At 55.3% G+C, this 20,939-nt stretch carries 16 protein-coding genes and 1 pseudogene; 6 read left to right on the top strand and 11 right to left on the bottom strand.

From position 1 onward, the window contains the following. Positions 1-204: 204 nt before the first annotated feature. From WMW72_RS22630 to WMW72_RS22615, 4 genes are all read right to left on the bottom strand, one after another. Positions 205-1,029 (bottom strand): VOC family protein, encoded by an 825-nt coding sequence (locus WMW72_RS22630; protein WP_341417843.1) that lies wholly within the window; start codon positions 1,027-1,029, stop codon positions 205-207. 361 nt (positions 1,030-1,390) lie between these two features. Beyond that, a complete protein-coding gene (locus WMW72_RS22625) occupies positions 1,391-2,194 on the bottom strand; it encodes a methyltransferase domain-containing protein (protein ID WP_341417842.1) in 804 nt (267 codons plus the stop codon). A 147-nt stretch (positions 2,195-2,341) separates the two neighbouring features. Further along, positions 2,342-2,620 carry a CD3324 family protein gene (locus WMW72_RS22620; protein WP_341417841.1) on the bottom strand — a complete coding sequence of 93 codons (279 nt, stop codon included), beginning with the start codon at positions 2,618-2,620 and terminating at the stop codon, positions 2,342-2,344. Positions 2,621-2,823: 203 nt separating this feature from the next. Continuing rightward, a complete protein-coding gene (locus tag WMW72_RS22615) occupies positions 2,824-3,192 on the bottom strand; it encodes a winged helix-turn-helix transcriptional regulator (protein WP_341417840.1) in 369 nt (122 codons plus the stop codon). A 254-nt stretch (positions 3,193-3,446) separates the two neighbouring features. Here WMW72_RS22615 and WMW72_RS22610 point away from each other — a divergent pair, with 254 nt between their 5' ends. After that, on the top strand, positions 3,447-3,995 hold the full coding sequence (locus tag WMW72_RS22610; protein WP_341417839.1) for an NAD(P)H-dependent oxidoreductase: 549 nt from the start codon (positions 3,447-3,449) through the stop codon (positions 3,993-3,995). 489 nt (positions 3,996-4,484) lie between these two features. Here WMW72_RS22610 and WMW72_RS22605 read toward each other — a convergent pair. After that, positions 4,485-4,658: pseudogene (locus tag WMW72_RS22605) on the bottom strand (carboxymuconolactone decarboxylase family protein); the annotation flags it as partial. 60 nt (positions 4,659-4,718) lie between these two features. Next, positions 4,719-5,564 (bottom strand): sulfurtransferase, encoded by an 846-nt coding sequence (locus WMW72_RS22600; RefSeq protein WP_341417838.1) that lies wholly within the window; start codon positions 5,562-5,564, stop codon positions 4,719-4,721. Positions 5,565-5,767: 203 nt separating this feature from the next. Here WMW72_RS22600 and WMW72_RS22595 point away from each other — a divergent pair, with 203 nt between their 5' ends. Together WMW72_RS22595 and WMW72_RS22590 are read left to right on the top strand one after the other, a co-directional pair. Continuing rightward, positions 5,768-6,259 (top strand): GNAT family N-acetyltransferase, encoded by a 492-nt coding sequence (locus tag WMW72_RS22595; RefSeq protein ID WP_341417953.1) that lies wholly within the window; start codon positions 5,768-5,770, stop codon positions 6,257-6,259. 17 nt (positions 6,260-6,276) lie between these two features. Next, on the top strand, positions 6,277-6,885 hold the full coding sequence (locus WMW72_RS22590) for a nucleotidyltransferase family protein (protein WP_341417837.1): 609 nt from the start codon (positions 6,277-6,279) through the stop codon (positions 6,883-6,885). A gap of 221 nt (positions 6,886-7,106) precedes the next feature. Here WMW72_RS22590 and WMW72_RS22585 read toward each other — a convergent pair whose 3' ends face one another. Then, the gene (locus WMW72_RS22585; protein WP_341417836.1) at positions 7,107-7,424 is read right to left on the bottom strand and encodes a 4a-hydroxytetrahydrobiopterin dehydratase; all 318 of its coding nucleotides are present in this window, start codon (positions 7,422-7,424) and stop codon (positions 7,107-7,109) included. Positions 7,425-7,538: 114 nt separating this feature from the next. After that, positions 7,539-7,832: a hypothetical protein gene (locus tag WMW72_RS22580; RefSeq protein ID WP_341417835.1), complete on the bottom strand. Its 294-nt coding sequence runs from the start codon at positions 7,830-7,832 to the stop codon at positions 7,539-7,541. Between the two features lie 195 nt (positions 7,833-8,027). Between WMW72_RS22580 and WMW72_RS22575 the strand changes: the two genes are divergently transcribed. Further along, positions 8,028-9,629, top strand: a complete 1,602-nt coding sequence (locus WMW72_RS22575; protein WP_341417834.1) for an SWIM zinc finger family protein — start codon at positions 8,028-8,030, stop codon at positions 9,627-9,629. Then, positions 9,617-12,736: a DEAD/DEAH box helicase gene (locus tag WMW72_RS22570; RefSeq protein WP_341417833.1), complete on the top strand. Its 3,120-nt coding sequence runs from the start codon at positions 9,617-9,619 to the stop codon at positions 12,734-12,736. The genes WMW72_RS22575 and WMW72_RS22570 overlap by 13 nt, the downstream gene beginning before the upstream one ends. A 13-nt stretch (positions 12,737-12,749) precedes the next feature. Here WMW72_RS22570 and WMW72_RS22565 read toward each other — a convergent pair whose 3' ends face one another. Continuing rightward, complete coding sequence (locus tag WMW72_RS22565) at positions 12,750-13,949, bottom strand: EAL domain-containing protein (protein ID WP_341417832.1); 1,200 nt, start codon at positions 13,947-13,949, stop codon at positions 12,750-12,752. A gap of 199 nt (positions 13,950-14,148) precedes the next feature. Here WMW72_RS22565 and WMW72_RS22560 point away from each other — a divergent pair, with 199 nt between their 5' ends. Beyond that, positions 14,149-17,088, top strand: a complete 2,940-nt coding sequence (locus WMW72_RS22560; protein ID WP_341417831.1) for an ATP-binding protein — start codon at positions 14,149-14,151, stop codon at positions 17,086-17,088. Positions 17,089-17,148: 60 nt separating this feature from the next. On the opposite strand, the gene WMW72_RS22555 is transcribed toward WMW72_RS22560, so the two are convergent. Further along, complete coding sequence (locus WMW72_RS22555; protein WP_341417830.1) at positions 17,149-19,383, bottom strand: methyl-accepting chemotaxis protein; 2,235 nt, start codon at positions 19,381-19,383, stop codon at positions 17,149-17,151. Positions 19,384-19,657: 274 nt separating this feature from the next. Beyond that, the gene (locus tag WMW72_RS22550) at positions 19,658-20,809 is read right to left on the bottom strand and encodes a response regulator (RefSeq protein ID WP_341417829.1); all 1,152 of its coding nucleotides are present in this window, start codon (positions 20,807-20,809) and stop codon (positions 19,658-19,660) included. Between the last annotated feature and the right edge of the window lie 130 nt (positions 20,810-20,939).

Below are 20,939 nucleotides of genomic sequence, written 5' to 3'. Positions count from 1 at the left end.
TTTTGACTGACCCTCCTGCAAGTATCATTGATGGTACGGGTTTGCAGGCTGCTGGACGGAAAAAGCCAAAGAGGACCGCGACATTATGCCTGCAGGCAACCTGTCACAGCCCTCCATCCCGCGTCCGTCGCGCACCCTCGATTCTTACTCTCCTACCCTCTTCACCGTATTCCCTCTATCCGAAGTACGATCGCTGCCGCGTTGTTACATGCTGCTGAAGTTCAAGCGATTACCGTCGGGATCATAGATATGGAAGCTAACCAATCCCTTGGTTAAAAATCCGCCAATTTCGGAGGTTTCGATTCCGCTGCCGGATAAGAACGTTTGGTAATTGAAAAAGTCCTCGCGACCCGCCACCCAGCAAACCGGCTGCACCGCACCGTCTACTTTTCCAATATAAGCACCCTCAGTTAATGGCTCCAACACCCATAGGGATTTATGATCCGGCTGATGATTTAAATAAAGGCTCATCACGGCGTAACCATCCTTGCTCCATTCGTTCTCTACCTGCATACCCAAATAGGTACAGTACCACTCGATAGATTGGGTTAGGTCACTCACGCCCAGTCTAATCCAAGAGGGAACGAATCCTTCATCCTGCTGAATGCGTTGATCTTCTTGGGCCGTGAATCTAATTCCTTCGCAGGTTGCCCAGAAGTCGAAGTATGTCGTGTTGCCAGGCCCTTTATATATATTCGAGACACGGACTCCACTAGATGAATAGTGACTGTGCAGCCTCTTAAGATTCCGGGTCCTCCAGCACAATCGGATGTTAGACTCCACGGTCCCGCGCTCCGCATAATGATGGGGCAATCTCACGGATGAGAGGCTTGAGATCAGCCATGTGCCCCAATTCAATCGGGTCATTCTGCCTTGCGTGCATCTCGGATCAGGCTTCCAACTCTCCTGCTGGCCTACCTCCCACGACATGTACTGCCGATACCAACGAATGGCCTCTTCGTGATTATCCCATAGCACATCGATAACCGAACCATCAAAAAATAATTTGGGTACTGCAAGAGTTGTCATAAGCGTTCTCCCTTCCTACTACATTTCAATAACCGGTATATTCCCTTCCAACAATCTCACTAAGTCATGACCAGGGTAAAGATAATAGCTTGCTTAGACTACCCTCCTGAAAATACTCTTCTACAAATTCAACGAAATAAATTCCATATCCTTCATAATTTCAACTAAAATTCAAATGAATGCAGGCAAACGCACGGACAACCCAAAGAGGACCGCAACAGCCTGCCCGCAAGCAACCTGTTACAGCCCTCAAACACCTCTGGACTCGCTCCCTCAGTTCTTACTCTTCCCCGTCACAATTGGATTCTCGCAAGAGGAAACAATCGCTCGAGTTCTAATCTTCCTCATTTATTGAAAACAGTTACGTTCTTTTCACTGCTGTAATTGATAACCATTGGGGAAGAGCCGCCCTAGGGTTCAATTGCCAGTTACATAACCGATCAAACTCTTCATTTGAGAGAGTATTTTCTTCATCTGCTGATTCATCAATCCAAAACGAACCATCCTCTGCATACATTTCTTCAACATGATGGATGCATAGACCCGATGAAATAACAGCATTCATCAAATCCTGTATACGCCATGTATGCCTAGGTACATGTTCAATGATAAAAGGACCTATTGAATCATACGGCCTGACTACTGTTAATTTCTCCGTATCATCTCCGAATGGACGGGTAAAAGGATGAACCTCAAACATGATATAAGTCCCATTAGCCTTAAGAATTCTGTGAATATTTTGGTACATGGAGCATAAATCATGAATCCATACATGAACACCGTTTGAGGTGTAGACAAAATCATATTCATTGCTGCTAATTTTACTTAACTCCATGGTATCATCGCATATGAATTCAATATCCCAGCCGTGTTTTTGGGCTATTGCAGCACTATTTTCCAATTGCCGCTCCGAAATATCGATGGAGGTGACCGACGCTCCCAACAAATGAAATGCAAACACTGCATGGTTATCGCCGCTTGAAGGTACACAAATTCGTTTACCATGCAAATCTGGACATACATGTTTAATCATTGCATAAGTAGTATGATGAAACGCGGACTCAGGGTTGTTTATGATTTTCGAAATTGCTTGATCAGTTCTATATTTTTGATACCACGTTTCGGACCAATTATTCCAAATTTCCTTCAAGTTAGAATTATTCATTCTTTTAACCTCCTGCATCGTTGATAGTATAAGTTTAACAAGGTCAGCAGCTTGAGATTGTATAATAATCGACTTGAATTCATTTTTTACACAAAAAAGCCACATCCTAGAAATACGATGTGACTTTTCATTTTCAAACACTGATCTTTAGATAGAATCCTTATTTTTTGAATATACGATTTTTTTAATACTATGATAAGAGAGACAGAATGCATCTGAAAGCTCATCCATTGAGGAGCCCTTTGAAAATCTTTGACGGATCTCTTCATTACGGGTATTCAAATACTCTCGACTCCCTGAACTTTGACCCCATTTTTCATGGGATTCTTCAGGTTTTGGAATATATAGGATCCCGCCAGGTATATAGGTTTGAATCTCTTTCAATAGCTGTTGTGGGAAAATGGTCTCAGCGTTTATATATTTCATTAGCTCTGCTCCTTAAAATTTTTAAATTTTAAAGACAGCAAAGTCTACACGGCAAACCATTAATGATAATACCCGGATATGACGACGGTAGTTTGTAGCTCCATACAAACAACCGTCGTTGTTTGTAGTATAGACTTTGCATGGAGCAGTACCACATCATTTATAGCTTGTACGAAATTAATCTTTTCCAGCATGAGTACCTCCTACTCATTGGATATCTGATCTTGTCTCTCCTTGTTCTTCTTGTACTCTAGGTGCTGAAATCCCCATCCACACATATCGCCGAGAACCGTACTAAGCGTTTGTCCATAATCGGAAATGAAGTATTCAACTTTAGGTGGAATCTCCTGATATACCCTGCGAACGATCATTCCGTCCCGTTCCAACTCACGAAGTTGGTTGGTCAGCATGCCTTGAGTGATGGTCGGCATCATCCGCCTCAGCTCTCCGAATCGCTTGGTCCCTTCAGTCAGCAGGATATATAAAATAACCGGCTTCCATTTCCCCCCAATAACTTGAAGAGTCTCAATGACCCCGTTTGTTAAAAGGGACTTGTTTATATCTTCAGACATACACTACCCCTCGATTGCTCATATTTTCGATTACTGTTATTGTAACAAATGTAAGTTAATTAACCAATACACTTTAAAAACGTACTTAGTACGTATTATCATACTTGACGGGAATCCAGTAACGATCTATGGTACGAAAAACCTGACATAGTATGAAAGAAAAGCGTACTTTACATAAACTGATTCCTCGAGAATAATGAAGCTGTCAAGCGGAGAAGCCCTGACGCCATTCTGTTAGAGAGAGGAAGATTTTCATGAAAATTTTGGTCATTACTGCGCATCCGTCCTTGGATCAGTCTCGAGCCAACCGCGCTCTTATTCAGGAACTGAGCTTACATGATAACATTGATGTTCACAACCTTTACGAGGAGTACCCTAATTGGACCATCGACATAGAGAGGGAGCAACAACTGTTGACCAAGTATGACCGGATCGTGCTTCAATTTCCTTTGTTTTGGTATAGTACCCCGCCGCTGCTCAAAAAATGGTTCGACGATGTGTTGGCGTACGGATGGGCATTTGGGACCGGTGGAGATCATCTGAAGGGCAAGGAATTCATCGTGGCGACAACGGCGGGCGGCAGCGAGCAGGATTATCGTCCGAGCGGTAAATACGGATTCATGGTCAACGAGTTCTTGAGGCCATTGCAGGTGAGCGTTCAATATATCAGCGCCCTCTACCTGCCTCCCTTCGTTGCGTACGATGCTATAGAGGCCACGGATGAGCAACTGAATTTGGAGGCCCGCAAGTATGCGGAGCATATCCGTGCTTCCGCAGAGGCACTTGTTGACAAGACCAAGTAATCAAATAAGAAAATTTTGTTGAATTGCGAACATAAACATACACCGCTCAAGCTACTATAGCTTAATGCGGTGTATGTTATTCATGTCCTGTATGGCATCCTACAGCCTTACTCTTCACCCGCCGTCAGCGGATTCCCCTCTATTCCTCCATCTTCAGCTCCCCGATTTCTGATCGAACATGTTGCTCCTCTCTTCATCTTTAGTTAAAGAACAGAGACAGGGCACTTTGAACCAGTATGGATAAGTCCAGCCATGGAATTATTTATAGACTTAGCCAAGCAAAATTGGACAAGCACATGAATCATTAGCCGCTGGCGTCGGTATGGGATGCCAGCTTTATTGCCTAATCCAAAGCTTAGCTCACAACTCCAAACCCGTTCTCATGAATCTATGAAGACGCCAAAAGACGTACAGCACGTAGTTGTCTGTACGCCAAATTGTCCGTTCGACCGGCCTTGTAATGTCCGTGGGAACCATCTGATTCACTCGTTATTCAAAGACACTCTTAACAACCGAGAGCGCAGAAGCTGCGCGCGGCCAAGCGGTGTAAAAGGCCAAGTGCGTGATGGCTTCCACTAGCTCTTCCGGTTGCAGTCCGTTATCCTTAGCCAAATGAAGGTAATATGGGAGCTGCTCAGTCATGCCTCCCGCCACCAGAGCCGCAACGCAAAGAAGTACATCGCCCTATGAGCGATGTACTTCAAGCTGCATGCTCGACTACGTTTAAGCCCTCTCCTCGTTCCCCGTCGCAATCGGATTCTCTTCATACGAAATCCAGTCGCTCCAGCTCCCTGCGTACAACTTCACATTAGTAAATCCCGCCTGCTGCAAAGCCAGCACGTTCGGGCATGCCGTCACACCAGACCCGCAGTACACGACAATCTCCTCGGCGTCCTTCAGATCGGTGAAGCGCTCAGCCTGCTCCGAAGCCGGCCTCCACAGCCCTTCCGCCGTGAGGCCATCCTTCCAGAAGCGGTTCTTCGCTCCCGGGATATGTCCGGCCACAGGGTCGATCGCTTCTTCGAGACCCTCGTAGCGGCGCGGCTCCCGCGAGTCGATCAGCACAGTGCCCGGGCGGCCCAGTCGCTGCTTGACCTCATCCACGGACAGCAGAATCTCCGGACGCACGTGCGGACGGAATTCAGCGGCACGCTCCACAGGCGGCTCATCGGTCACCGGATAACCGGTTTCCTTCCACTTCGTGTAACCGCCATCCAGAATCGCTACACGCTCATGGCCCAGATACGTGAGCAGCCACCACAGACGGGAGGCCATCGCACCTCCCTGGTCGTCGTAAGCGACGACGAACGCGTCAGAGTCTACGCCGATACGACCCAGCTTGGCGGCCAGTTCGTCCAGATTAGGCAGCGGATGACGTCCGCCATGCGCTGCTTTCGGTGCCGAAAGATCTTCTTCCAAATCGATATAAAAAGCTCCGGGAATATGATCCGTGTCATACCCTGTGCGTCCCGATGTCGGGTTCCCTAGTGCAAAGCGGCAATCGACGATGACGACATGATCGTCCGTACCATGCTCAAACAACCACTCCTGGCTAACTACATGCGACAAATCCAGTCACTTCCTTTAGCGGGATGATTTGCTGTATAGTAATCAGTATACAACGGAAGACGACCGGACGAAAGCAGTCCTTTCCGCTTAGGACTTTCGCCAGACCAACAGGCCGGGCAGTATGAAGAGGAGGTTACGCCGTGACTATAGCAGCAGATTCATCCCACTCATTCGACAGTCCTGACGATCCTCTTACGGAAACAATGGATATCGAAAGCGCGAAGTTATCCTTCCGCCTGGCCCCTCTGCAGTTGTCGCATTGCCGCGAAATCTGCGAATGGCAGTATGAACCACCCTATCAGCTCTACCAGTGGCGGCCCTGGGAGCTGATGGCTTCCCTGCAGGAGGAGTTCGCCGACCCGCAGCTCCGGGACGAGCAGTACCGGGCGGTGCTGGATGCCTCGGGCACGCTATGCGGATTCGCCCAGCTCTTCCCTATGGCCGGGGTTACCCGCCTCGGATTGGGCATGCGTCCGGATGCATGCGGACGCGGGAGCGGTGCGAACTTCGTGCGGGCGATTGCGGAGGAAGCTCGCAGATTGCAGCCGGAGCATGAGATCGATCTCGAGGTGCTGACCTGGAACGAACGCGCCATACGCGCCTACCTCCGGGCGGGATTCGAGATTACGGATACCTATGAGCGGATGACTCCGACAGGAGCCGCCGAATTCCATTGCATGGTATGGCAGAATTGAAGAAAGGAGCCCGTCTTATGTTAACCAAGCACCAAGAAGCGTTACGTCTAATCACCACTTCCCTCCACAAGGAGCAGATCGAGTGGGCGCTGGGCGGGTCGGCTCTGCTGAGCGTATACGGCTTGACTGAACGCACCAACGATCTGGACCTGTTCGTGTCGGCACAGGATGTCCTGCGGGCTCACGAGGTATTGCAGAAGCTGGGCGAATACACCGTCATGGCCCCGAAGGAGCCTTACTGTACCGTGCATTTCCTGCATTATACGATTGCAGGCACCGAAGTCGATCTGATGGGGTTATTCGGCATCCGCCATGAGGAAGGCGTCTACCGGCTGGACTGGCGCCGTCACGAGCAGGATCAGACCCTCCCTCTGCCAGTCGAAGGTACGGAGGAAACCCTCGACATCCCGCTGGCCTCGCTGGAGGATTGGTACATCCTGTACAGCCTCATCCCCGGCCGATCGGCCAAGGCGGAAGCCATCGAGGGATACTGGGAGCATGCCGGAGGGCCGGAACCCGAGCGGCTTCGCGAGGCGTTATCCCGGGAATTGCCACATACCCTTCGCAGGCGGATTCAGCTCCTGCTGGGTGCAGCGGGTGCTCACGACGAGCAGGAAATTGTTTAGAACAGCAGCGTAAGCATGGACCTGACAGACCGTACTTGTATAGGAGTATTAGCGAAGGGCTTCACCACCACTTGCCCGCTTCTCATGCAAAGGGATACAGGCTAAGAAGGGGCACAGATCGCAGTTGCGGTCTGTGCCCCTTCTTAGCTCGCTGTAGCTGTTCACTCACAGCTTCTTGCCCGGCTTCAATCCCCACCTGGCCCATGCAGTCCTGAGAGTGGTCATCTACGCTCCGGTTGTTGCATCGCGTCATAAGCCCCATCGAACTTGGCCGCCGTCACGAAATCCAGCTTCGTCAGCCCGCCTGCGCTCCAAGTCGTCAGCCTGAGGGTGACGACCCGGTAATCGATCGCGATGAACGGATGATGCTCCGACTCCTCCGCGATTCGGCCGACTTCTTGAACAAAAGCAATCGCATCCGGGAACGACCGGAACCGGTAGCGCCTCCGAATCCACGGCCTATCCTCGGCCGTAAGCTCCCAGTCCGGCCTCTCAGCCAGCCTATCACTCACAGCTGCATCATCCAGCTTGCTCCTCATTGCGCTCACCGCCCGTCCCATTAGATTCCTCAAGCTGCACAGCTGATCAAAGGCACGCGCTAACTAAGCCAACGACAGGATGTGCCTCCTTCTATCCGTCGCCACTCTGCCCGCTCAGACCAGATGAATCACACGGGTAAAGGAATCCCCGCGATCCACACGGATCAGGTGCCGCTTCGGATCGTGCGTAACCTGGCAATCCCCGACATGCATGGTGGATTCCGTCCCCAGTCCGTAGAACAGGTCATCCGCTAGAGTCTGCATGCAGGCCGTCCGGTCCTCGGGAGCCAGCTCCGTCCAGTCGCCCTCCTCCATCTCCAGAAACTCGTAACAACCGTCCACCGCTTGAAGCGCTTCCGTAAAATCTCCGATAATATCCTTGTATTCCCGACCGAATTTAATCCCCATGCCTGCTCATCCCTTCTTCACCGAAGCCAGATTTATTTGAACTCATTGTACCCGCAAAGCCGCCGCCCCTGCAACCGGACCGCAGCCCGATCTGGCAAATTCAATCAAGAGGTGCGCAGATGAGTGAAGACCCGCGCATTCACATGCAAAATCTGGTACACTATAAGGATAGACAAAACGAGCGGAGGGCAACACATGCTCAAGCTGCAGATCCCAAAAAATCGAATATCGATGCTGGCACGGTATCTGCGGGACTATTTCGACACGGAGCAGATCGAGGGCGGCTGGGAGGATTTCCACAAGCGCCGCGTCGAGGACATCGAGCTGAAGCATGGTCTGGAGATTCATGCGCTGGTGCGCGTCACCAAGCCCTATGAGGTGATCCTCGACCTGGAATCCGCCGTTCGCAGCCAGTGCAGCTGTCCGGAAGGCGAGCACTGCCGGCACAAGGCCGCCGTGTTCTTTGCGCTGTATGTGCCTTATGGCCGCCCCGAGCTGCTGCTCCAGCAGCTCAAGCAGGCGATTCTCGTCCGCCAGCGGCAGCAGCAGACACGGCAGACGAACCGCATCGCGGAGAAGAAACAGCAAGAACGGCTGGAGCCCCCGACGCCCGATCAGTCTCCCAGCCTGTGGCAGCGGTTTTTCGACCAGCAGTTCTATGGCTTCTCGATGAACCAGCAGCAATCCATCGAGCTGTTCTATAGCAGTGCCAAGGATTCGCTGACTCCGTATGCCGAGGCCTGGGAGAAGCCGCAGCGGGATTTGTACGGACTCCATATGCTGCTGTTCGTTATGCGAAAGATCGAGCAATTTTATACGGAAACAAAGTCGTCCTATCTGTCCTATTATATTGAGACCGGCTGCAAGACGGTCGCAAGACAATGCCACGAAGAGCTGCAGGAGCGCTTGCCTCAGATCGACATCCCGGGGATCGCCAGGAGCAACCCGGCAGCCTGGAAGGAGACACTCGCCCTGATTGGCGAGTCGGCGCTCGCCGCCAAGGAATCTCCCCTATCCTGGTCCGCGGTTTACCGGAGTATCTGGTGGAAGATGGCTCCGGAGACCAAGTGGGTCTCCGACGAGCGCACACGCATTCGGAAGCTGCTGAACGCTCCCGACATCAGCGTCAGGCGCAAGGACGTGCTGCAGCTGGCTGAAGCACACTTTGCCTTGATGGAGGAGGGCGACGAAGCCGCCCGCAGGCAGCTCGAAGGCTTGACCCGCAAGGAGCCGCGGGATTTCTTCCTGTACCTGCACGACAGCTACCGTCAGGAGCAGTGGGAGCGTATGCTCGCTTGGCTGCGCTGGCTGCTGCCCTTAATGCAGAAGGCCCAGCAGGAGGACCTGCGGCAGTTCTGTCAGTATTGGATCGAGGCGGTACAGCGCCAGCCCGATGACACGGAGTGGGTGGATGTGATGGTAGCCTTGCTGCCGCGCACCTATCATTTCTACACGGCTTATCTGATGAGGGCCGGCCGCTATCAGGCGTGGATCGACCTGCAGCTCGCCAACCGTGTCTCTCCGCTGAATCTGTTTGCCCCCGACCTGACCAAGGTCGAGAACCATGACCCGTCGCTGGTGCTTCCGCTGTACCATCAGGCGGTAGAGCGCTGCATCGCCGAGAAGAACCGGACTGCCTACCAGAATGCGATGAGGTTATTGAAAAAATTGAACGGCATCTATACCAGGCTGCAGCGGCAAGTCGTCTGGGAGGACTACGTCTACCGGCTGGCTGGCAAGCATGCTAGGCTGAGGGCGCTGCAGGAGGAGCTTCGGAGGGTAAAATGGATACCATAACCGATACGACAGCGATAGGCGTTCATATACGATGGGCGCAGCAGGATGGTTTCTTTCTCTGGGGAACGCGCTACAATAACGGGATTTGTGATGCGCAAGATCTGCGGGACTGGATGTTCGCCTGGCATGCGCCCTCTTTCTACGGTTCGTTCATCGAGGTGACTGAGGCTTCGGGAGTAGAGGGCTTGTTCCTGCCTGCACTGGATGCACTGGACTATCTGGCAGCTCCGGCTACCGTCTATCATCAGAAGCTGGAGTTCACGCGGGAACTGGCTGAGCTGACGAAGCTGGCGGCTCCGATCCGGGACGCCCTCAGCGCGGGGCGCTTCATGCCCGACTTTGCCAAGTGGAAGAATGGGGAGCTCGGCTGGAAGCTCGAGCTCCCGGAGCGCGCCGCCGCATGGGCCTCGGCTCCGCTCGCCCAGCAATGGATGGAGCGGCTTGTGCCGCTGTGGATTGAGGCCGATGGCGTGATGCGCGAGCATCTCGCCCGACTGGAGCGCTCCTTCCCTCTCTTCCGCCGCGGCCAGACGTCGCCCGATGTGTGGATGGATGAGGAGGACTGGCTGATCTCGATCGGCTGGCAGTCGGACGGCACGCCGTTCCGCACCTGTCTGAAGCTGGAGGAGCCGTCCGCCCCCGGAGGCGATTGGCCTCTGCGGGTCATCCTCCAGGATCGCAGTGCCAAGGAGAGCATCGTAGAGCTGCCGGCTCATCTCGTTCAAGCCTGGGCCGAAGAAGGACAGGATCGCGCGGACCTCACCGCAGTCGGCAGCTCGGACGAAGATGTTTCTATAGATACCGCAGGTGATACGGACCTCTCCGGCATCCAGGACGCATCTGTCCGTCCGGACAGAAATGGACAGCAGGAGGCTAACTCTACTCGTCGTTGGCCAGGTACAGACAGCGTGCCTGCCGAATGGCGGCCGCATCTCGACCGGGCCGCACGTGACACGGCCAAGTGGACGCGGATGGCGCCATGGCTTGCGGCTGAGCCAAGCGGTGCCCTGCGCAGCGAGCTGCCGGCCGACGAGGCATGGCAATTGCTGACCACAGGCAGTCTGAGACTGATGGAGGCCGGGTATTCCGTCTTCCTCCCTGCATGGTGGGAGAGAATTCGCAAGTGGCGGCCGCGGCTGAAGGCCAAGATCAAGTCCTCGGTCGGTACCGGACCGCAGTCGATTCTCGGTCTGAACCAGCTGATGCGGTTCGACTGGAAGATCGCGCTGGGCGACCTGGAGCTGACTGAGGAGGAATTCCGCGAGCTGCTGGCTCAGAACCGCAAGCTGATTCAGATCCGCGGCCAGTGGGTGCAGCTCGATCCGGCTCATCTGGAGCAGCTGCAGCAGGTCATGAACAAGGTTCAGAAGAAACAGGGACTTACGCTCCGCGACGTGCTGGAGCTGCACTTGCTCGGCTCCTCTGAGGGTGAGGAGGACAAAGATTTCCACCGCTCTCTGGACATGGAGGTCGAACTGAATGAACAGCTGCAGGAGCTGGTTGAGCTGCTGAATCATACCAAGAGACCGCCTCTGTTGGAGCCGCCTGCCTCTTTCCGGGGCACGCTTCGTCCTTATCAGCTGGAGGGCATCTCCTGGCTGCTGTTCCTGCGTCAGTGCGGCCTCGGCGGCTGTCTGGCCGATGACATGGGTCTCGGCAAAACGATCCAGATGATTACGTACCTGCTCCATCTGCGAGAGCAGCGGCAAGCGGCAGCCGAAGTCGAAGCCGAAGCATTTGCAGAGGTAAACGACGGCAGGACAAGTGCGGAGACCCCGCAGGACCAGGACCAAGTTCCGGCTGCCCCTTCCCTGCTGGTCTGTCCGACCTCCGTGCTGGGCAACTGGCAGAAGGAGCTGCAGCGATTCGCCCCCGATCTGCGCGTGCATCTGCATTATGGGCCGAGCCGAACCAAGGGCAGCGCATTCGAAGCGATAGCTAGCTCCTGCGACATCGTGCTGACCACCTACACGCTCTCGCATCTCGATGAGACTGAGCTAGGCGCTATCGAATGGGAAGCGATCTGTCTCGATGAGGCTCAGAATATCAAGAACGCCTACACCAAGCAAGCCTCGTCCATCCGCACCCTGCAGGCGCGCCATCGCATCGCCCTGACGGGTACGCCGATCGAGAACCGGCTGACCGAGCTGTGGTCGATCTTCGATTTCTTGAACCCGGGCTATCTGGGGACGCTTCGCGACTTCACCCAGCGGTATGTGAACGCCATCGAGCGGACACAGGACGCCGAGCTGATCGCCAAGGTCCAGCGGCTGATTCGCCCGTTCCTGCTGCGGCGCGTGAAGAAGGACCCGTCGATCCAGCTCGATTTGCCGGATAAATACGAGTACAAGTCGTACATCTCCCTGACCGCGGAGCAGGCGACCTTGTACGAGACTTATATCCGGGATATGTTCGAGCGGCTCGACAAGCTGTCGACCATGGAGCGCCGCGGCCTCATTCTAGCCGCGCTGACCAAGCTGAAGCAAATCTGCAACCACCCCGGACTCGCAGGAGGCAGCGGCACGGCCATCTCCCGCCTCGACTGGAGGCAGCGGTCCAATAAGGTGGAGCGTTTGCTGGAGATGGTACAGGAGCTGAGGCAGGAAGGCGACAAATGCCTGATTTTCACCCAATTTGTCGAGACAGGTCACCTGCTGCAGCGGGCGCTGACGGAGGAGTTCGGAGGCCATGTGCCGTTCCTCCACGGCGGAACCGCCAAGGCGGAGCGCGACCGGATGATTGATGCGTTCCAGAGCGGCGACGCCCCGACGGAGGACGAATCCGGCATCTTCCTGCTGTCACTCAAGGCAGGCGGCACCGGACTTAATCTGACGGCTGCCAATCATGTATTTCATTTCGACCGCTGGTGGAACCCTGCCGTGGAGAATCAGGCGACCGACCGGGCGTTCCGCATCGGGCAGACGCGTCAGGTACAGGTGCACAAGTTCGTCACCCTCGGCACGCTGGAGGAGCGCATCGACGAGATGATCGACCGCAAGCTCGGCCTAAGCCAGCAGATCGTCGGAACCGGAGAGCAGTGGATCACAGAGCTGTCCACCGACGATCTCAAGGACCTGTTCGCCCTGCGCAGCGAGTGGGTCGACTAGGCTAGCCAGCTCGTCACTCGATCTCCAGATCGAAAAACACATAGTGCGTATCCCCGAGAGGCTCCGAGTACGTGTGCACCTGACGCGACGTTTCCAGATCCGTATAAGGCTCGGAGAGGCATCCCTGCCGTCCGTGCTTCATCCGCAGGACGGTCGGGATGAAGTACGGACGCCATATCCAGTTCGAACCCTCGTACGTCGTATCCCGGCTCCAAGTTCCGTCCGCAGCGCGGGTGTAGTTCGAGGAGATCTGGAATCCCTCCTCCCGGCAAATATACATGCGCACCACGTTATTCCCGACATGACCAGCAAGCGTCTGCAGCAGCTCATCGGCATCCCCGGCAGTATCGAATCCCGGCTTCTCCCGCAGAAGCGCCCGCAGGCCATCCGTAGCTGCATACAGCCCACGATGACGCTCCAGCTCGCTGCGAGTGAAGAGCGCTATGCTCTCGCGCAGCAGCCGCTCGTACGCATCTGGACTCTGCAGCCCAGCCTTCGCTGGAGAGAACAGGAAGCCCTGCACATACCGCGCCCCGACCTTCAGCGCATAATACAGATCTTCCTTCGTCTCCACTCCTTCCACAAGCAGAGAGGCCCCCATCTGTGAGGCCAGAATCGAATAGGAATTCAGCAGCGCATGATACCCCTCATGCACGACTCCCTTCTTCATCAGCTTCAAATCGATCTTCAGAATATGCGGCTGGAGCGATGCGATCCGGTCATAATTGCTATGCCCGCTGCCGATATCGTCGATAGCGATCGTGCATCCCGCTTCCCGGTACAATCCGATCATCTTGGACAGCTCCTCCAGATCGCCGGCGAATGGCTCTTCCGTGATCTCGACCACGATACGCGAGGCCGGCAGACCCTGGCGTTGCGCCATCTCCAGCGTAGGCAGCTCGCTCACGCGGCTGGCCTTGCGATAAATCCAGGACGGCTTCAAGTTCAGAAACAGCCGTTCCTCTCCGCCCGATTGGGCCATAGCGGCAATCGCCCGCTCGCGGATCGTCCGGTCCACCCTCAGCAATTGACCGTCAGACAATCCGGTTTGTTGAAAAAAAGGCCCTAGGCTACGTACGGACCCGCCTGCTACATGGCGTCCCAGCGCTTCGTAGCCGATAATCCGCTGTGTTTGCAGGGACAGTATTGGCTGAAAATACGGGAACGTCTCTGTCGCCGGAGGAATCCATACAGAAGGCTCCGAATGGGACATCACTTGCCCCTCCTTACTGCGCTATGTAAGCTATACATCTTGTAATGGAAGAATATATGACATGAGATACGTTTATTGTAAGGCACCTTCGCACGGAGCGCAATCGCAACTTCCGCCGCCTCCCGGATAGAGGAATCTGGCAGGATTTGTCGAACTGTGTAAGGAATGCTTATTTATTTTGATGTAAGGTGGTCACGTAGTGAAGATACCCCGTTCCCGTACGTCTATTATTTACCCGATCGTTCTGGTCGCACTGCTCGCTCTGATCAGCCTGACCAGCTTCATCGCTTCCTCCAATACAGAGGAGAAGCTGAACAGTCTGGTGGACTCCGTCATTCCGGTCAACGATCTGGCAGACAATCTGCTGATCGACTTGATCAATATGGAGACCGGTCTGCGCGGTTACGAGCTGTCCGGCGACCATGCTTTCCTGGAGCCTTATAGCCTGGGCAAAACAAGGCTGCAGCTCGATCTCAAGCGGATGACCGAATTCGAAGAAGCCTATCCGCAGCTCCAACCGATCATGACGGAGAAGGCACTTCCGTTTATTCAGAACCTGCAGAGCTATTACGAAAGCCAGATCAACTTGATCGATAGCGGACAGCGCGAGGAAGCCCTGCGCCGTATCCAGAACGGCAAAACCTACATGGACAGTTTCCGCCAAATACAGATCGAGCTGAAGGATGAGATTGAGACGATCGCTACGGATGCGCGTCAGTCGGCCCGGATGGCGGAACGCTTTGCCCGCCTGGTCATCGGCATCGGCGGCGTGCTGGCACTAGGCGTCGGCCTGTTCTCCATTTTCGTGTTCCTGCGGGCCAGTCGGGCGGAGAGCGCACTGCGCAAGAGCGAAGAAACGTACCGTTACATGGCCGAAAGCCTGGAAATTCAGAACGAAGAGATCATCGCCCAGCAGGAAGAACAGGAAGCTACGCTGGAGAAGCTATCCGAGCGCGAACACGAGCTGGAGGCGATCAGCGGCTACCAGGAGAAGCTGAGCGGCTCCGCACATCTGGAGGCTTTCCTCCGCGATTCGATCCCGGCTCTGCTGGAAACGCTCAAGCTGGATTCCGCCATGCTCGTACTAAGCCGGACAGCCTGGAGCTCGGATGGCGAAGCAGCGGACAACGAATCTGCGAAGCAGACGGATGCGGAAAACCCGCTGTTCGAACCGGTGTTCTCGATCGGATACCCGTCCAAGCTGCCAGCTGTCCGCGAGAGCGAGCTCTACGGAACCGCAAGACGCGTACTCCAGGAGAAGCGGATGCTCGAGTCCGTCCGACAGCTGTCGGCGGCGGAGCGCGGCTTCCATCAAGGCATCGAGAAGGCTGTCGATTATTACTTCCCTCTGTTCAACGACCAGCAGGAAAGCATCGGATTCCTGATGCTGACGGGCTACGATGTGAGCTCATTCGAGCACAGAATGCGGATCGCCCAGGGGCTTATCCGCCAATTCGGACTCGCCTTCATGGTCCAGCAGGCCAACGAGGCCCGAAGCCGTCAGGCTGCCAGGCTGGAGCAGCTTAACTTGCAGCTGCTGCAGGAGAAGCTGTTGATCCAGGAGCAGCGAGATGTGATTGGCAACATCCTGCAATCGACGCACGAGGGCATGGTGATGTGCGACAGCGAAGGCCGCATCCAGTTCGTGAACCCGCGGATGCTTGAACTAACAGGTCTGGATTCGCCCGTAGGCGAGTCCGTCCTGGCTCTCGGACGAGAGATGCTCGCAGACTCCACATCGGCCCCTCAGGTCATGTCGGCCTTCGAGGAGCTTCTGAACGGAAGACTCCATAAGTTTACCGAGCGCTTCCCGATCGAAACCGACGGCGAACAGCGCAGATTCGTCGAGCTGTATGCAACCCGGGTCGGTGAGGCATCCCTGCAGAATGCTCAAGGCTACCTGTTCGTTATCCGGGACCGTACGGAAGAGGAGAAAATCGACGAGCTGAAGAACGAATTCATCAGCATCGTCTCCCATGAGCTTCGGACACCGCTGGCCAGCGTGCTTGGCTTTATCGAGATCCTGCTGCACCGGCAGCTGACGCCGGACAAGCAGCAGAAATATTTGCAGACCGTGTATAAGGAAGCAGGCCGCCTGTCCACGCTCATCAACGATTTCCTCGACCTGCAGCGCATGGAAGCCGGTAAGCAGGAATACCGTCTGCTCCCGCTCGAGCTGGGCGGACTGCTCCACGAGGTGGTCGACCAGTGGAATGGCAAGCAAGGCCATAAGGTTCACCTAAGTACCCCTGGTCGCGAGATCTGGGTGCGCGCAGATGCCGACCGGCTGATGCAGGTGGCGCATAACCTGCTCAGCAATGCCACCAAGTATTCCCCTCAAGCGGACCGGGTGGATGTCTCGCTAGAGGAGAGCGGCGGCACCGTCACCCTGCGCGTGCAGGACTACGGACTGGGCATCCCGGAAGACGCCAAGGACAAGCTGTTCTCCAAGTTTTACCGTGTAGATAACTCCGACCGCCGTCAGATCGGAGGAACCGGACTCGGCCTGTCCATCGTACGCGAGATTGTGGAATCCCATCAGGGAACGATCACCTTCGATTCGCTCATGGGCCAGGGCAGCGTATTCACCATCACCCTGTCCACGTATCAAGGCGCGAGCGCTGACCATGGCATCCTGCTGTTGGAGGATGACGAGAATCTGGCCAAGCTGATCCAGGTTGGGCTGCAGAAGATGCAGCTCAAGACCGTCCACCTCCGTTCTGCAGAGGAAGGACTGCTCGCTCTGGAGAACAGCGTTCAGGCGCCACCAAAGCTGTGCATTGTAGATATCGGGCTGGAGGGCGCCAAGAACGGCTGGGACTTTATCGCTGAGCTGTACCGTCATCCCCAGCTGCACCGTACGCCGGTCATTGTCTCATCCGCTATGGAGCCGCCTCCGGAATACCGCGAGAAGGTCGGCGAGACGTATCTGCGGAAGCCGTTCTCGATGGAGAAGCTGCTTCAGGTAGCCGAGCAGCTGGTGCATCGGAGCGAGAACCGGCCGGCTTACGTATTCCCGACGGAGGACGAACACCTCATCCGCTCCAGCCTTGCCAGACAGGGTATCGAGATCAACTCCGTGACGCATGAGTCCGGGCATATCCAGATCGAGCCCAAGACGAAGCCGGAGAATCCGTAATAGTTGTTCATAGCAGAAACAGGCGACCGGGTCCGTCCCGGTCGCCTGTTGGCGTGAGCATTAGCGGATGCGCGATTCGTTCAGATGGAACTGGTTGACCAGCTGCTCCAGAAACGCCGTGATGGACTCGACCCGCTTGCTGGTCAGCTTCACCTGGCCCGTATCGGCCATCAGCTCCTGGACATTGCCCTCCACCTCGCGGGAGATGACCCGATTATCCTTGCTGATCTCTGCGATGCGCTCCATCAGCCGCACCACCTCGTCAATCACCTGCATTTTCAGCGAATCATTGCCCGAGGCGTTATGGAGCAGATCGGAAGCAGCCGCCACCAGCAGACTGCCTTCCTCAACGACCTTGGTCCCTTCCTCCATCGAGGCAAATGCCTTCTCTGCATTCGCATAGATGTCCTGTACCGTACCCCCGATTTCCTCCGTGGATTGCCGGGTCAGATCTGCCAGCTTGCGGATCTCCGCAGCTACAACAGCGAAGCCCTTCCCGTGCTCTCCAACCCGCGCAGCCTCGATAGAAGCATTGAGCGCGAGCAGATTGGTGCGCGCGGAGATCTCCTCAATCACCTGCAGCACGGTGCGGATCTGCTGGGTCGTCTCCATGAAGGTCGAAATCGTCCGGTTCGTCTCCTCCACCTTGGCCGAGATATGAGACATCTTGCCGCCAATCCGTTCCACCTCATGCTGTGCCACCGCGATCTGACCGGTGGCATGGCTTTCGATCTCGCGAAGCGTCTGCTTCATCTCTTCCACAGCTACCTTCGCTTGATCGATATCCTTCAACTGCTTGCGCAGACTTCCGATCATGTCGTGAATCTTGACATTCATCCGCTCCGTCGAACCAGCCGTCGTATCCGTCGATTCATTCAGCAACCGCTGGCTGGACAGCACATCGGCCGCCGCCCGCTTCACCTGCAGCATAATACCTTCCAGCGAATCGATCATATTGTTGATCCACTTGGCCAGCTCGCGCGATTCGTTCCCCTGGAACTGATCCGGCTGCAGCCGCTGGGTTAAGTCACCTTTCCCCTCCGCATTCATGCGGATAAACCGCGCGATCCGCTGAAGATGCCTGGTCATCGGCGCACTGCCGCGCCGGTAGACGAGCAAGGCGATCAGCAGGCCGAATACGACCTGCAGCAGACCGGCCGCAAGACCTGTCAGCCAGAAGGGAGCATCTTCACGGGCCAGCAGACCGACCAGTAACGCAGCTCCCGCTGCAGCTCCTGCGACTCCGGGCAGCTGCAGCCGGAACAGCCGCCAGTTCATGCCGCGAATCCGGTAGACCTCCTCCAGATCTCCTTCGCACATCATCCCCCATACATCAGGACAATGAGGAAGCCGGAAGGTGACCCCCTTGCCGATCACCGGAATATGCCGATAGTCCGAATAGCCGGGGAAGGCGACGAACAGATTGCTGCCGTTCTCTATCGTATTGGCAACGCCGGGATGAAGCTCTCCGGTCGCCGGATCGGTAAATCTCAGCTCCAGCTCCGTATGGTTCTTCACCGTCACCAGGCCCCAATCTGTCGTCACGCCATCCTTCAGATTCTCTCCATGAGTAAAGGTCCGGTCCTCAAACCGGCTGCGCGATAGCGCCGTACCAGGCGCAACATGCTTCTGCAGGCCGGCCGAAGCCATGAACAGGTAGTTGTCCCCGGAGTCGGGATACACGTGACCAGACTCCCGCTGGATCAGATCTCCGATCACATCGTTAGGCACCCTTCCGCAGAGCGCCCCCCGCCACACACCTGCCTCCACGATCGGAACAATGAACAACAAGGTCATCTCGTCATGAAAGCTGGATGTGCTCGGTCCGATTCTCACTGTCATCGGGTCGGCATACGGCCCATACAGACAACGGCGTGCCCCCTTCTCCCCACGGGCGTACTGCAGTCCCCTGTCCAGTACACTTTGTCCTCCATACACGACCGAGCGATGGGCTCCGAAGGTAGAGCACACGACCTCGCCCTGCTCGCTGAGCACGAACAGCTCGGAGAAATCCGGCGCCTGCTGGCGCGTCGATAGACAATGACTTTCCCATTGTGCCGCAGCCGGACCGGAGCAGAACGACTCCCCGTCCCCCGTAGGAGGCGCACTGGCCGTCAGCCTTTCCAGCAGCCGGTCCAGGTGACCCCAATACTCATCGGCCCAACTGACCAACAGCTCTTGCCGCGTAGCCGCAATCCCCTCGAAAATATCCTCAACGTCCTGCCTGAGCCCCCGGTTCAAACGATACGACCACCAGAGAGGCAACCCCTTGCGAAACCCTAGCCAATCTAACATTTGCGCCCACCCCACCTTCGACTGGTTTCTCTATATGTCATATATTATAACATTATTTACGAAACTTTCATCTCTTTTTATGTAATTCTACCTAAGATTTCTTGTATTTTTTACTAAATGGGTGTGACTTTCGATAGAGTACCTCCCCTGCTGAGCTGATACTTCAGACTCAAACCAGGGTGAGCTGGCTGGGACTTCAGGGAAAACGCATGCCAAAAAGAGCCCGCGACACACGATCGGCCGGGCCCATGCTAGCTTTCCTATCCTCCCCGAACTAAGCCTTCTGCCTGCTGCGTTCGTTGTACCAGTCCGTGATCGACTCGCTAATGGGAGATTCCAGGTCATTGCCGACCTTGGACAACAGCAGCGCATACAGCTCCTTGACAGCATTCCAATTGCCCTGCGATTCAAATAGCTTCATGAGGGAGAAATAGCCGGATTCCTCGTAAGGAAACAACTGCTGCATCCGTTGATACAGCCGGATAGCCTCTTCCGTGCTATTCTGACCGGCATAAAAATCGCTGAGCCGCTCAGCTTGCTGCAGCCATATCCGCCGCAACCGCTCCCGTTCATTCTCCGCCCACAGGTAATCCAGCTGCCCGAGATAATCGCCCTTGTAAAGCCCCAGCATACGCTCATGCTCCTGTACGTTCTGCTCGGTCAAGGCCTGCAGAGCCTTCACACCTTCTTCCCACTCCTCACAGTCAAGTCTCGCCTTGCCCATGGAGAGCGTATAGCCGATCTCCATACCGCTGCCGGCAATCGTCACTGCCTCCAGCCCCATGTTCTTCAACGTCTGACGAATGTGGTAGATCGTCGTGTACAGCTGCTGCGCCGCCCGCGGTCCATCGAAGTCCGGCCATAGCAGCTCCGCCAGCGTGTCCCGCGCGAGAAACTGCTCCCTGTGATGAAGCATATAGGCGAACAGCTCCTGGGCCTTGCTGGTCCTCCACTTCACAGGCTCAGGGGACTGGCCGGGCCGTTGGAAACTGATGCGGTTGAAGCAGCACACTCTAGGCGGCATATCCACGAACACCGGCCCAGCCTCCATATTCTCCTGCTTCTCCAGCATGTGCTGCAATCTCTTCACCGTCTGATGGAGCCTGTCCTGCTGGATTGGCTTCATCACATAATCTAACGCATATAATTCAAATGCGTTCACCGCGTATTGATCGTAACCCGTCACGAACACAATCTCCGTCCGCGGCAGCGCCTGCTGCAGGCTGCTCCCCAACTGGAGACCGTTTATTTCCGGCATATGGATATCGAGAAATACGACATCCGGCTGCAGCTCCCTTGCACTTTCCAGTACCTCGCTAGGATTGGTGTACATGCCCACTACTTCTACGCCGCCGATCATCTTCTCCAGCATATGTCTAAGCTGCATCAAGGCCAGCCTTTCGTCATCCACTAAAATCGCCCGCATGAGCAATTCCTCCATTTCCTGCGGTTAGTCCTCTTCTCTAGATGTACCTTCGTTCACAACAGCCTCGAATCCTCCAAAGCTCGGATAACCTCTCTTTTCCTTTATTATCGGAAAATCTGCAGCATCGTTG

This window comes from Paenibacillus filicis (genome assembly GCF_038070315.1).
GTDB lineage: Bacteria > Bacillota > Bacilli > Paenibacillales > NBRC-103111 > Paenibacillus_G > Paenibacillus_G filicis.
This window is presented reverse-complemented; position numbering and strand designations above follow the sequence as displayed.